Genomic DNA, 13,569 nt, shown 5'->3' on the forward strand with positions numbered 1-13,569 from the left:
GATCTGATCACCAAACGTCATGAATGTTCCTATCTTTTTTATCTTATTGATATCGCAATATTATTTGTGGGGATACCTCAGACTCTGACCCCATTATTTAGGCTTTGGCGAGTGCGTCGTCGATATCTTTTGCGCTGTGGCGGTTTTCTAACTGACCATCGTCACCCCAGGTCTTATTGACAATACGGCCACGTTTAACGCCTTCTCGCTGCTCTAGTTGCTTAGCCCAGCGGACTAAATTGGTGTACTCGTGCACCTGAAGGAAAGTGGCTGCGTCGTATAAATTACCTAGCACCAAGTTGCCGTACCACGGCCATATAGCCATGTCAGCGATACTGTACTCGCTACCTGCCATAAACTCATTGTTTGCTAAGTGCTTGTCTAGCACATCTAACTGACGCTTAGTTTCCATGGTAAAGCGGTTGATAGGATATTCCATTGGATATGGCGCATAGCTGTAGAAGTGCCCGAAACCACCGCCTAAGTAAGGCGCTGACCCCACCTGCCAAAACAGCCAGTTGAAACATTCCGCCTTTGCATGGGCGTCTTGCGGAATGAACTTACCGAATTTTTCCGCCAAGTAAACTAAGATTGACCCAGACTCAAATAGCTTGGTTTCTGGTGACGTTGTCGTGTCGACCATAGCAGGAATTTTACTATTCGGATTAACGTCAACAAACCCAGAAGAAAACTGATCGCCCTCACCAATGTTAATCAGCCAAGCGTCGTATTCTGCTTCGCTCACGCCAGCTGCCAACAACTCTTCAAGCATGATGGTAACTTTCTGACCATTGGGCGTAGCTAACGAGTATAGCTGCAAACCATGTTCACCATTAGGACGAGCCTTCTCATGGGTAGCGCCTGACACAGGACGATTAATGCTGGCCCACTTGTTGCCGTCATCCTCAGCCTGAGTCCAAACTTCTGGTGGTGTGTAGTTACTTTCTGTCGACATAGCAATTCCTTTAAATGACTTTATCGTTAAGGTTAGTGCAATACATAGCTACTAAGAACAGCTTTTAAAGACTTATAGCTCAACGGTGTCGACTAATAAACGGCGATATACGTTTATTGACATAAAAAAGCCGCGCTTTAGCTATATCAAGAGCGCGGCTTTATGAATAAAAGGCGAGCAGTCCGTTGCCCGCAAACTGGAACTATTCGATGGTTACCGTTGTGGTGTCCCCTGCTACAACTGTGGCAACATCAATAGTTTGTAAAAAGAAACCGTCTTCGGCGTCCTCGTCCGTTTCAGGCTCGTCAAATAGTGCCGTGCATGAAAAGCTTAATGAATACTCGCCCTGAGGCATGAAGCCCGCTGTAAAATTGAATGTTTCATCTGACTCGCTGTACGTTACTGGTACAACAGTGAAAGGGCGCGACTCGGTATCATCCACGCCTGCATCAGCGTCATCACCAAGGGCATCGAGAAGGTTTTGTTCACCTTCGTAGATATAAACTGCATTGCCAACAAACATGTCGGTTTTTACGGCGCATTTCTCGTCCATCACTAGCGTGCTATCTACTGTGCCGTTAAGCGTACCCACGTCATCATTTAACACTAAGCGAACACCGCGAGGTTTTAGCATAATGACCTCTTGACCTACTGGATCGACTAAGCTTTTTCTTAAATCGAATTCAACGGTGTAGGCTGCGTCAAAGTTAGGTTGTGCAGTAAAACCATCAAGTTTCAGTTCGCCACTTGGCACGCGAATAGGGTAAGTTCCCTCATTAGTTACTATGTAAGAATCTTCCGTCACACTAAGACGAAGTTGGTCGTAGTCACCTACTGGGATTTCAGTATCTTCTACGATAACTTCAAACTGCTCGCCCGGTAGCGACAACAAGTCGATGCTTCGAGGATCACCATTTTCATCTTCAACTGAGAACGTGATTGGTGATTCATTGCCAATTAATTCAACTTCATCGAAATACACCACTACTTCACTGGCGTCATCTACAGGGGCGTCAGAAACTGAAAGGGAAAAGGTACTCATGGTGGGCGTGGGCTGGTCTTCGATCTTATCATCTGAGCCTCCACACGCGCTAAGCGTGGCAAGCGCAGCCATAACCAATGATGTAGAAAACGAACGTTTAACGAATCTAGAACCTAAAAAGTTTGAGTTGTTTTTCATTTTTTTCATCTCTAACACCTACCTTTCCTTTTTTGAGTATCAGGGAATGTGTTATCAATGATTGTGCCAATGAAAAATTAACCTTATATAACAAAAGCTTATTAAAAACCATTAAGAGTAAGTTGTATATCAGAGCAAGGAAATGTTGCGCATAGGCAACACCATATTACATTTGGTTGGAATACGGCCGTGAAATGGATGAAGTTCGAGCAGTGAGACGGTGGCTTACTTCAGCTTTTGGGTTGTAAGTCATGGTGAAAGCGTTGTTCACAAGTACAAAAAAGCAGGCTAAGCCTGCTTTCTTATAACGTTAACGGATACTAGATGCTTACCCGCTTATAAGGGCGGTACTCTGCTTTCCAGAAGTTACGCTCAATGCTGGCGCGCAATGCGTCGTCAGATATTTCAAGAGCAAGTCCCTGTTCCATCGCTACTCTACCCACCTCAAAAGCAATCTCTCTGCTAATTTCTGCAATGGCAGCAAGAGGTGGCAATAGTGAACCCTGACCCGTGTTGACTAATGGCGACGCTGAAGCAAGTGCGTTACTTGCGGCCATCAGCATTTCGTCACTAATAAGCTTCGCTTTAGATGCAACAACACCAAGGCCAATGCCCGGGAAGATGTAAGAGTTGTTGCATTGAGCGATAGGGAATATTTTGCCATCGTACTCTACAGGCTTGAACGGACTACCTGTAGCAATAATCACTTCACCTTCTGTCCATTCAATCACTTGCTCAGGACGCGCTTCGACTTGTCGTGAGGGGTTACTTAACGGGAAGATGATTGGCAGCTCACAGCCTTGCTTCATGGCACGGATAACTTGTTCAGTGAACAAGCCTGGCTGGCCGGAAACACCAATAAGTACGTCTGGCTGCGCGCAGTGCATAACATCAAGTAGTGACGCATAATCTCCACTGAACGTCCAATCAGCCAAGTCAGCATTTTTCTGCTGAAGCTTTTGTTGGAAGTCGCGTAAGCCTTCCATGCCTTCGGTTACCAAACCAAAACGGTCAATCATGAACACTTGCTTACGTGCTTGCTCGTCAGTCAGGCCTTCAAATACCATTTGTTGAATGAGCATTTCAGCAATACCACAGCCTGCCGAACCCGCACCCACGAACACCACCTTCATGTCGCGTAGCTTTTGCTGCTTGGTTTTACATGCCGCCAAAATAGTACCAAGGGTAACGGCAGCAGTGCCTTGTATATCGTCGTTAAAACAACACACGTCGTTGCGATAGCGGTTTAATAACGGCATAGCATTTGGCTGCGCAAAATCTTCAAACTGAATCATTACATCAGGCCAGCGTCGCTTCACAGCATTAATGAACATATCAACGAATTCGTCGTATTCTTCCTGTCCAATACGCGGATGGCGCGCCCCCATATACATTGGGTCGTTTAGCAGCTTTTCGTTGTTAGTACCTACATCTAACATTACGGGCAATGTGTATGCTGGACTAATTCCACCACACGCTGTGTAAAGCGATAGTTTACCGATAGGAATGCCCATTCCACCAATACCCTGGTCTCCCAAGCCTAGAATGCGTTCACCGTCAGTCACAACAATCACTTTCACTTTGCGCTTCGTTGCATTGCGAACAATGTCATCAAGCTGGTGACGTTCTTCATACGACACAAACAAGCCACGCGAACTGCGATAGATATCTGAAAACTGCTCACATGCATCACCTACAGTAGGGGTGTAGATGATGGGCATCATCTCATCGATGTGCTTTTGAATTAGGCGGTAAAACAAGGTTTCGTTATTGTCTTGAATTGCGCGCAGATAAATATGCTTGTTTAGTGCTTCGTCAAAGCTGCTGTATTGCATGTAAGCACGTTCAACCTGCTCTTCGATGGTTTCATACCTTGGTGGCACTAGACCCGTCAGGTTAAACGCCGCACGTTCCCGTGCAGTGAAGGCACTGCCTTTATTCAGTAGGGGGGTTTCCAGCAATGAAGGGCCGGCATGAGGAATATAAAGATATCGCTGTGAATCTTCTGACATTGGTTTTCCGATAATGTGTTCAGGCAAATACATCACCTAAGCCTGAAGCGGCACGCGTGCAACGTGCCTCTTAGTAATTAGAATATTTCTTCTGGCTCAGGCGCAGTAGTCGTATCCTGCGTGGCCGGATCCAACACTTCGTCATCGCGAACATAAGTCGTTGGCTCGGTTCCCTGCAGGAAATATTCGAATAGTGTCGTATGGTCTGTTCGTCTGGTCAACTTTCCACTGGTACGATCAATGCGAACACGCACTATATTCTCTGGTACGGGCATTGGCGTATGTGGTTTATTTTCTAGAGCATGTTGCATAAATCTGATCCACGCTGGCTCAGCAGCTTTAGCTCCATCTTCAATGCCGATCATGGCGTTGCCTATCCAGTTGAATTTCTCAGCATTCTTGTTAATGAGGTTTTGGTTTCGCGTAGCTCGCCCTAACTGGCGCCCCATGTTGTCGAAGCCTACCCATGTGGTGGCCACCAAATCTTTGTGGAAACCACTGAACCACGTGTCTCGCGAGTCATTCGTGGTTCCCGTTTTCCCAGCTATGTCAGTACGCTGAAGAATATTACGAGCACGCCAGCCGGTGCCTAACCAATAGGTTTTCTTGCTCCAATTTCCGTTTGCTCTCACAGCCGTTCGCATCATTTCTGCCACTAAGAAAGCGTTTTGAGCAGTAATAACCTGAGGCGCAATCACTTTTTCTGCAGCTTCGTCATCATCGACGTCGCCAAGTAAAATATCTTGATTTAGTTCAGCGGCAAGTAAGGCTTCAATATCGGCTTCTTCGTCTTCAGGTAGTATTTCTGGATCGCTTTGATTTTCACAACGATTGCACGCCCAAACTGGGTTTGCTTTCCAAAGCTCATCGCCGTTTTCATCAAGCACTTTGCTGATAAAATGAGGGTTTACTAAGTAGCCACCGTTCGCAATGACCGACATACCTCTTACTACTTCAAGCGGCGTATGTGAACTCGACCCAAGGGATACGGTTTCATCAAGTGGGATATCGTCTTTATTAAAACCAAAGCGTGTTAAGTAATCGGCCGTTTCTCTAAGACCAACACCACGCAATAGTCGAACCGATACCACGTTCTTCGATTTACCAAGGGCTTTACGCATTCTAATTGGGCCGTCGTATTCAGCTGGCGAGTTTTGCGGTCGCCAAGCTACACCCGTCGCCGCATTCCATTGGTTAATAGGAGCGTCATTGATGATGGATGCAAGGGTATAGCCACTGTCTAATGCAGCAGAATAAACGAAAGGCTTGATGTTCGAGCCCACTTGGCGCTTGGCCTGTGTTGCTCGGTTAAACTGGCTTTGATAAAAGCTGTAGCCACCAACAACCGCTTCAACCGCACCGTTTTTCGGATTAAGTGCGATAAACGCTCCGCTCACCTCAGGGATTTGCGAAATGCGCCACTGCCCTTCTTGCTGTCTGATATAAATGACCGCCCCTTCTTGAGTCACATCTGAAGCGGTTTTGGGGTCACTACCCTGCCTAAAGTCTGTAATGTAGCGTCGGGCCCAATCTAGTCCATCCCACTCGACTGTTATTGCTTTGCCATCTACAGACAACACTTCTATCGACTGCTCATTTACTTTCGTAACAACCGATGGCAAAAGAGGTTTAATGTGAGGAATCTCTTCAAGCACGCGCATGATTGATTCGTTACCCCACTCTTCTCGTGTTGTCTTATCACTTATGTCATAGCTCAATGAAAGTTGTGGAATCGCGTCATCCTTTCCTTCTGGCTTAGGAATATTCCATAAGTAGCCAAGCGCGCCTTTATAGCCATGACGCTCATCATAGTCATGAAGATTTCGAACCACCGCACGCTGAGCAGCTAATTGAAGATCTGACGTTGCAGTCGCAAAAACTTGGTATCCGCCGGTTTCTGCTTCTTCTTTTCCATAAATCTCTACCATTTCGTTATAAATGGTGTCGGCCAAATAAGGCGCATCCACTTCAATTTCAGCACCGTGCTTTTTCGCTGAAACTGGCGCATTCGCAGCTTCATCGAACTGCGCTTTAGTGATGTACTCTTCGTCAAGCATACGAAGTAAAACCACGCGTCTGCGCTCGACAGAACGTTGCGGCCCGCTGATGGGGTTAAGCACTGATGGCGCTTTTGGAAGACCTGCAATAGTAGCAATTTGAGCTAAAGAGAGTTCATTAAGCGGTTTGCCATAGTAAACTTGGGCGGCCGCCCCAAAACCAAACGCTCTATGGCCTAATTCGATTTTGTTGAGGTACAGCTCAAGAATTTCCTGCTTAGAAAGCTCTTGCTCCATGTGCAGTGCTATAAAGATTTCTTTGATCTTTCTGATATAGGTTTTTTCCCGACTAAGGAAAAACCCTCGTGCTAGCTGCATGGTTAACGTACTTGCTCCCTGACGCTTTTCGCCAGTAAGGACTAAACTTACTGCAGCACGCATTATACCAATGGGGTCAATACCGTGGTGTTCGTAGAAGCGACTGTCTTCGGTAGCGAGTATGGCGTTAATTAATTCTTGCGGCACTTCCTCAAGTTTTACGGGGATCCGCCGTTTAACTCCATACTGTGAAATAAGTTTTCCGTCTTTGGTGTATATCTGCATGGGTGTTTGCAGGCGTACATCCTTAAGTACAGTAACACTTGGTAGGTCAGGTTTGATATAAAAGTAAATACCTACCAGTGCTGCAAAACCAAGAAGGCCTGATAGAAAACTAAATAAAATAAGTGGTTTGATGTACTTCACTGTAACGGATACCAAGACATTTTGTTGAAATGACGTATATTTTATACGTATGTGTTATCTCTAGAACCATACGCATAAGACTATTAGAGTAACATTGTACTTTAGAGCAACTACCTTTGAAACTGGACACTTGCACATGAAATCGCTGTTTAAGAAAAAGCTGCCGCCCATTGTGGGCTTAGATATAGGCACGCGTCAAATAAAAGCGGTGTGGTTAGAGCAATCGAAAGACGGGTTCGTCCTTCAAGGGTATGCCTGTGAGCCAATTAACAAAATCGCTTTCTCTGAGCGTGATATTAAAGATTATGAGTCAGTAAGCATTGCTCTCAAGAAAATTCGAAAGTCGCTAAAAACAAAATTAAAGCTGGCAAATGTTGCTGTGGCTGGCACGTCAGTGATCAGTAAAATCGTCTATATGGACCCAGAGCAAAGCGATTACGATTTAGAAAATCAAATTGAGATCGAAGCCGACAGTCTCATTCCCTATCCGCTTGAAGAAGTATATTTAGATTTTGAAGAAATGGGGCCAAGCACAACGCACACTGGAAAAGTAAATGTATTACTTACCGCTGCGCATAAAGATTTGGTAGACAGTCGCTTGCTGCTTGCAAGAGAAGCTAACTTTGAGCCCAAAATTGTTGATATGGAAAATTATGCCATCGGCAATGCCATGGACTTTTTCCATACGCCTCATACCGAAGACATGCCACTTTGCTGTATTAATGTGGGCGCCTCGCTACTTCAAATATGCGTAATAAAAAACGGCGACGTCATCTACACCAAAGAGCACGCCTTTGGCTTAAATCAGCTAATTAACGATATTAGCGCCATTCATATGGTTGAGCGTGAAACCGCAGAGCGTCAGCTACTTGATGGCACGCTGTCTGGAAATTGGGTGGAAGATACGCTTCCTATATTTGCCGCTAACCTACAGCAAAATATCAACCGTGCATTACAAATGTATATGAGCACGCTACATGCAGAGCGCCCCACCAAAATACTGTTTAGCGGCGGTGCCGCTACTATTGAACCGTTAGTCGACATTTTAAAACAAGACTTAGGCCTAGAGGTTGATTGCTTCAATCCGTTTAGCAACATGTCGATAAACCCTAAACTTGATGCCACGAGACTTAGCAAAATTGCACCACAGCTTGCGATTGCAGCGGGTCTAGCGAGCCGGAGCTTTACGCCATGGCACATGTAAATTTACTACCTTGGCGAGAGAAGCAGCGCCAACATCAAAAACAACAATACTTGGCAGGGCTACTTGCTGTTGCCGCCATTGTAGGATTGATTTTTTGGTTCGTTGGTCAAGCTATCGACCAGCAAATAAGTAATCAAAACTCGCGTAATCAATACCTTGAACGGGAAATCGCGGTTTTAGATGCGCAAATTGCAGAGATAAAAAAGGTTAAAGACAGTAAAAATGCCATTGAGCAGCGCATGGCATTAATTGAGCAACTGCAAGCAAGTCGCAATGTGGCTCCTATAGTATTTGATGAACTTGCTAAACTCGTTCCTCCCGGTGTGGCCTTCGAGTCTATGACCAGAAGCAATAACCGTATTGAGATTGAAGGTACTAGTGATTCGAACAATCGCCTGTCCGACTTTATGCGCGCGCTGGACAACTCGAAAGTGTTCGTTGCCGCAGAGCTTTCTACCATTAAATCTGACAGCAGTGCAGCGAGAGCGATTAGCAACTTTACGCTTACGTTTTCGATAACCCCCAATGTTGCTCCGCTAGAAATAGAAAGTAGTGAGGCGCAATAACCATGAAGTTTGATGTTTCAAAACTAAAAGAACTCAACGAACTCGACTTTGAACAAATCGCTATTTGGCCAAACGAAGTTCGCATTGTTGTGGCGGCGTTTGTCGCAATATTGGTAGGTGCGTTGAGCTACTACATGCTAATAAGCCCCAAATTACCGATTAAAGATGCGGCTGAATTAAAAGAACAAGAACTAAAGTTACAGTTCGAAGCAAAGTACCGCATTGCGGCTAATTTAGAAGCTTACCAAGCCCAACTTGCGCAAATTAAGGAAGACTTTTCGTCTATGCTGAAAAGTCTTCCAACCAGCAACGAAACACCGGGTTTGCTTGACGATATCACTTACGTTGGTACCGCATCGGGCCTCACGTTTGAGTTGCTTAACTGGCAACAAGAAGTACCAAAAGAGTTTTACACCGAACTACCTATCGAAATGGAAGTAAGCGGTGGCTATCACAACTTTGGCGAATTCGTTTCCAAAGTTGCGGATTTACCTCGTATCGTTACGCTTCACGATTTTGACATAAAGCGTGAAGCAAATGGTCTGTCGCTGAAGCTGCAGGCGAAAACTTATCGTTCGGAAAACTCGACAGACATTGAAGGAGATGAACAATGATTCGTTCGTTTTTATCTCTTTTAATCATATTGTTAGTAACAGGCTGTTCACCTAAACTCGACGATCTGCATGCCTATACACAGAGTGTTAAAGAGCGTGCTCAGCCACAAATTGAACCGTATCCAGAATTCAAGACTCACCCACCTTTTAGCTATTCGGCAAGCGCTTTAAGAAGCCCGTTCGATCGCCCTAAGAACAACACCGCTCCAGTAGCAAAAGCGCGGGTAGAAAACTGTTTACAGCCAAACTTCCAGCGCCCTAAAGAAGCATTGGAAGCCTATGGCGTGGACGCCCTCGCACTGACTGGCAACTTTGCCGTTAAAGGAGTGCAGTGGGCATTATTGAAAAGTAACGATGGCGTATTACATAAAGCTAAAGTAGGGAGTCGTATCGGCTTGTTTTATGGCAAAATTACGCAAATTAGCACCGACTCAATTACTATTGAACAGTTATTACCTGATGGTGCGGGCTGCTGGCAAAGGAAAACAACAACAATGACTACAGCATCGAAGGCGGGAGAGTAAGCATGGCCGAACGATACATATTTAACAAATCTCTGAATCGTAGAGTGCCTAGATGGTATTGGCTGGCTTTCGCTGTGGCTGCAATATTTTCATTAACCGTATTTGTTTCGCCAGTAAAAGCCCAAGAGCCTTTGTTAGTCGACCCTGATACTAAACGAAATGCATCAACCGTTACCACCACGGTCACAAACATCGACTTTACTCAAGCAGCTAACAATACCGCTGTAACACTGGTGAGTTTTGAGGGCCAAGCGCCAAAACTTCAGCTTATTGAGTCACAAGGAAAGGTATCCCTTACATTACCAAACACCAAGTTAGGCGAAGACCAATTAGTAGAACTTAATGTGGCTGATTTCGGTACCTTGGTTTCTACCATCGAGACATTCGAAGATAAAGATGGCGCGCGAATTGAGGTTAATTATTCGGGCCCAGTTACGGTTAAAAATACGGTAAAAGACGGCGTAATTCGTATGGCGATAACGCCAATGGACAGCGCGCAGCAAGACGCCTTGGAAGCGGAAAAGAAATACACAGGCGACCCCATTTCGCTCGACTTTCAAGATGTTCCTGTGAGACAAGTTTTACAAATTATTGCGCAAGTTAATGGGTTTAACTTAGTGACCACCGACACCGTAACAGGAAACGTGACGATAAGCTTGTCGGGCGTTCCGTGGGATCAAGCACTCGACATGATTTTGCGCGTTAAAGGTCTGGATAAACGCTTAGAGGGCAACATTTTGTTAATTGCACCGGCTGAAGAACTATCGGCTCGTGAAACCCAAGCCCTTCAATCTAAAAAGCAAGTTTCAGACTTAGCGTCTCTTCATACGGTTAATATTCCTGTTAACTATGCAAAAGCTGCTGCCCTGGCCACGATCTTAAAGTCGACAGAGGGCGGGATCTTATCTGAGCGAGGGGGGGTTACAGTAGACGAACGAACCAACACTTTACTTATTCGCGACACGTTAGCCTCTATTGATGAAGCAAGAAAAACCATCAATGCGTTAGATATTCCAGTGAAGCAAGTGCTGATTGAAAGCCGTATGGTTACTGTGCTTGACGATGTAGACGAGCAGCTTGGCGTTCGTTGGGGTTTCAGCGACCGTCAAGACGATAATGGTGTGTCGGGAAGCCTTGAGGCCGCAGACACCATTGCCGGCGGAATAGTGCCTAGCATTGATAATCGCCTTAATGTGAACCTGCCTGTTACCAGCGCCGCGGGTAGCATTGGCTTTCAAATTGCGAGCTTGGTTGATGGCACCATATTGGACCTTGAGCTTTCCGCACTAGAATCTGAAAACAAAGGCGAAATTATTGCGAGTCCTCGTATTACGGTTGCTAACCAGCATGAAGCTTACATTGAACAAGGTACGGAAATACCTTACGTACAAGCAACGTCTAGCGGTGCGACTTCAGTAGAGTTCAAAAAAGCCGTGTTGTCACTGAAAGTTACGCCACATATCACGCCCGATAATCGCATTATTTTAGACTTAGTTGTTACGCAAGATACCCGTGGCGAGACCGTTTCTACGTCTACTGGTGACGCTGTTGCCATTGATACCCAAGAAATAAAAACGCAGGTGTTGGTCGAAAACGGCGAAACCATTGTGTTAGGTGGCATATTCCAACAAACCAGTTCTGATGGCGTGTCAAAAGTGCCTTTGTTTGGTGATTTACCTGTCGTTGGCGCCCTTTTCAGAAACTCGTCACAACTTCAGCAAAAACGAGAACTGCTTATCTTTGTTACACCCAAGATAGTCACTGAAAGACCATAATCCTCATTTTTAGCCTTCAAAAAAGCGCATCTTTGTGCGCTTTTTTGGTTTTCAGCCCATTTTTTTTAACTAAATTTACAGGTATACGCTATTTGTTAGTAACAAAACTTGCAACGCCTTGCATGAAACTGAGATAATCCCCGCCTCGAAATTTAAGCGAGGTTTAAGGAGTGGTGCTTATTGGACACTAAATAGGCACGAGTCAATGGGTAGGCTGGTAAGGCAACAGTGCACTGCCCCTAACATGATTAAGTTGTGATATAAGCAAATATGGCTGAAAAACGTAATATCTTTTTAGTTGGCCCAATGGGTGCTGGCAAAAGTACCATCGGTAGACATCTGGCAGACGAACTTCACCTAGACTTTTTTGATTCGGATCAGGAAATTGAGCGCCGCACGGGTGCAGACATTGCCTGGATCTTCGACCTTGAAGGCGAAGACGGTTTCCGTAAACGCGAAGAAAACGTCATTAACGATTTGACAGATAAGCAAGGTATTGTACTTGCTACTGGCGGCGGTTCTATTGTAACTAAAGCTGTGCGTAATCGTTTATCTGCCCGCGGCATCGTTGTTTACCTACAAACGACAATCGATAAGCAAGTTGCCCGTACACAACGTGACAAACGTCGTCCTTTGCTACAAAACGAAGATCCAGAACAAGTACTTCGCGATCTTGCAGAAATGCGCAACCCGCTTTACGAAGAAGTTGCTGATTACATTGTTGATACAGACGACCAAAGTGCGCGTGCTGTAGCGAATCAGATTATCAGTAAAATTGGTTTATAAATTAAATATGTAATAGGAGGGGCTACGCCAATGTCAACCTTAACTGTGGAACTTGGAGAACGTAGCTATCCTATACAGATAGAGGCTGGGCTGCTTTCGCAACCTGGCCTTTTTAGTGCCTATATAAAAGGCCCACTTGCCGTCATTGTTACCAACGAAACTGTTGCCCCACTGTATTTAGAAACCGCTAAAGCGGCGTGTGGTAATGTTCAGGTTGAAACCATTATTTTGCCGGACGGCGAGCAACACAAAAATCTTGCCCAATTCGAAGTGGTTATGACACGCCTTCTTGAGCTAAACGCTGCAAGAGATACGACACTTATCGCACTTGGCGGTGGTGTAATTGGTGATCTTACTGGCTTTGTTGCGGCAACTTACCAACGCGGTGTGCCCTTCATTCAAGTTCCTACAACTTTGCTTTCTCAAGTCGACTCATCAGTAGGTGGAAAAACCGCGGTAAATCATCCTCTCGGCAAAAACATGATTGGCGCTTTTTACCAACCGGTTTATGTGGCCATTGATACTGATACCCTCGCTACATTACCCGCGAGAGAGTTTGCTGCTGGCATGGCAGAGGTCATCAAATACGGTATCATTTACGACGCACCGTTTTTTGAATGGCTTGAAAGTAATGTAGATGCGCTTACGTCGCTTGATACTGAAATTCTTACCCAAGCTATTTCTCGCTGCTGCGAAATCAAAGCAGACGTGGTAGCAAAAGATGAACGTGAAGGTGGTTTACGCGCCATTCTTAACTTAGGCCACACGTTCGGTCACGCTATTGAAGCCGAGCAAGGCTACGGTAACTGGCTGCATGGCGAAGCGGTAGCCGCTGGTACTATAATTGCTTGTAAAGCTGCTGAAGCATTAACGTGGTTTGAAGCGTCAGAAACACGACGCGTATCGTCGCTATTTGAAGCATTTGCTTTACCGGTTGCAGGCCCAAATAGTATGACAAAGGATGACTACGTTAAGCATATGAAACGCGATAAAAAAGTGGAAGCTGGCAGTATTCGATTTGTACTTCCTCAAGGCATAGGCAAAGCGGTTGTTACCAAGGACGTCACGGACGCCATTCTTACCGACATCCTTTCTTAGTCATTAGCCCTCGCGACAACCTGGCAACGCGTCTATCTTGACTTCCCTACGTTAGTTGGAATCATGAATAAATGCGTTGCAGGACAGTTTTTAAAGCAACGGTGAATAAGGGCA

11 protein-coding genes are annotated in these 13,569 nt (G+C 45.4%); 7 read left to right on the plus strand and 4 right to left on the minus strand.

The features are described from left to right. Positions 1-97 precede the first annotated feature (97 nt). The 4 genes from yghU to MHM99_RS16705 form a co-directional block, all read right to left on the minus strand. Positions 98-955, minus strand: a complete 858-nt coding sequence (yghU, locus tag MHM99_RS16690) for a glutathione-dependent disulfide-bond oxidoreductase (RefSeq protein WP_039225087.1) — start codon at positions 953-955, stop codon at positions 98-100. Positions 956-1,157: 202 nt separating this feature from the next. After that, entirely contained in the window at positions 1,158-2,144 is a 987-nt protein-coding gene (locus tag MHM99_RS16695; protein ID WP_168532908.1) for a DUF4382 domain-containing protein, read from the minus strand. A gap of 311 nt (positions 2,145-2,455) precedes the next feature. After that, on the minus strand, positions 2,456-4,147 hold the full coding sequence (locus MHM99_RS16700; protein ID WP_049588787.1) for an NAD-dependent malic enzyme: 1,692 nt from the start codon (positions 4,145-4,147) through the stop codon (positions 2,456-2,458). Between the two features lie 77 nt (positions 4,148-4,224). Continuing rightward, entirely contained in the window at positions 4,225-6,888 is a 2,664-nt protein-coding gene (locus MHM99_RS16705; protein ID WP_239220193.1) for a PBP1A family penicillin-binding protein, read from the minus strand. Positions 6,889-7,024: 136 nt separating this feature from the next. Here MHM99_RS16705 and pilM point away from each other — a divergent pair, with 136 nt between their 5' ends. From pilM to aroB, 7 genes are all read left to right on the plus strand, one after another. Then, complete coding sequence (gene pilM, locus MHM99_RS16710; protein WP_039225089.1) at positions 7,025-8,092, plus strand: type IV pilus assembly protein PilM; 1,068 nt, start codon at positions 7,025-7,027, stop codon at positions 8,090-8,092. After that, positions 8,080-8,658, plus strand: a complete 579-nt coding sequence (locus MHM99_RS16715; RefSeq protein WP_239220194.1) for a PilN domain-containing protein — start codon at positions 8,080-8,082, stop codon at positions 8,656-8,658. Before pilM ends, MHM99_RS16715 begins: the two co-directional genes overlap by 13 nt. 2 nt (positions 8,659-8,660) lie before the next feature. Next, the gene (locus MHM99_RS16720; protein ID WP_014948035.1) at positions 8,661-9,272 is read left to right on the plus strand and encodes a type 4a pilus biogenesis protein PilO; all 612 of its coding nucleotides are present in this window, start codon (positions 8,661-8,663) and stop codon (positions 9,270-9,272) included. Then, on the plus strand, positions 9,269-9,796 hold the full coding sequence (locus tag MHM99_RS16725) for a pilus assembly protein PilP (RefSeq protein WP_168532917.1): 528 nt from the start codon (positions 9,269-9,271) through the stop codon (positions 9,794-9,796). The genes MHM99_RS16720 and MHM99_RS16725 overlap by 4 nt, the downstream gene beginning before the upstream one ends. Positions 9,797-9,798: 2 nt before the next feature. Then, a complete protein-coding gene (locus MHM99_RS16730; protein WP_239220195.1) occupies positions 9,799-11,571 on the plus strand; it encodes a type IV pilus secretin PilQ family protein in 1,773 nt (590 codons plus the stop codon). A gap of 270 nt (positions 11,572-11,841) precedes the next feature. After that, complete coding sequence (gene aroK / locus MHM99_RS16735; protein ID WP_014948032.1) at positions 11,842-12,357, plus strand: shikimate kinase AroK; 516 nt, start codon at positions 11,842-11,844, stop codon at positions 12,355-12,357. Between the two features lie 30 nt (positions 12,358-12,387). Beyond that, positions 12,388-13,455, plus strand: coding sequence for a 3-dehydroquinate synthase (gene aroB / locus MHM99_RS16740; RefSeq protein WP_156077807.1), 1,068 nt, complete (start codon positions 12,388-12,390; stop codon positions 13,453-13,455). Positions 13,456-13,569 lie beyond the last annotated feature (114 nt).

It is taken from the genome of Alteromonas sp. MmMcT2-2, assembly GCF_022348305.1.
Lineage (GTDB): Bacteria > Pseudomonadota > Gammaproteobacteria > Enterobacterales > Alteromonadaceae > Alteromonas > Alteromonas macleodii.

Excerpts from the sequence above, each read along its gene's own strand:
- yghU (WP_039225087.1), bottom strand. The coding sequence starts at position 955 with ATGTCGACAGAAAGTAACTACACACCACCAGAAGTTTGGACTCAGGCT.
- MHM99_RS16695 (WP_168532908.1), bottom strand. The coding sequence starts at position 2,144 with ATGAAAAAAATGAAAAACAACTCAAACTTTTTAGGTTCTAGATTCGTT.
- MHM99_RS16700 (WP_049588787.1), bottom strand. The coding sequence starts at position 4,147 with ATGTCAGAAGATTCACAGCGATATCTTTATATTCCTCATGCCGGCCCT.
- pilM (WP_039225089.1), top strand. The coding sequence starts at position 7,025 with ATGAAATCGCTGTTTAAGAAAAAGCTGCCGCCCATTGTGGGCTTAGAT.
- MHM99_RS16715 (WP_239220194.1), top strand. The coding sequence starts at position 8,080 with ATGGCACATGTAAATTTACTACCTTGGCGAGAGAAGCAGCGCCAACAT.
- MHM99_RS16720 (WP_014948035.1), top strand. The coding sequence starts at position 8,661 with ATGAAGTTTGATGTTTCAAAACTAAAAGAACTCAACGAACTCGACTTT.
- MHM99_RS16725 (WP_168532917.1), top strand. The coding sequence starts at position 9,269 with ATGATTCGTTCGTTTTTATCTCTTTTAATCATATTGTTAGTAACAGGC.
- MHM99_RS16730 (WP_239220195.1), top strand. The coding sequence starts at position 9,799 with ATGGCCGAACGATACATATTTAACAAATCTCTGAATCGTAGAGTGCCT.
- aroK (WP_014948032.1), top strand. The coding sequence starts at position 11,842 with ATGGCTGAAAAACGTAATATCTTTTTAGTTGGCCCAATGGGTGCTGGC.
- aroB (WP_156077807.1), top strand. The coding sequence starts at position 12,388 with ATGTCAACCTTAACTGTGGAACTTGGAGAACGTAGCTATCCTATACAG.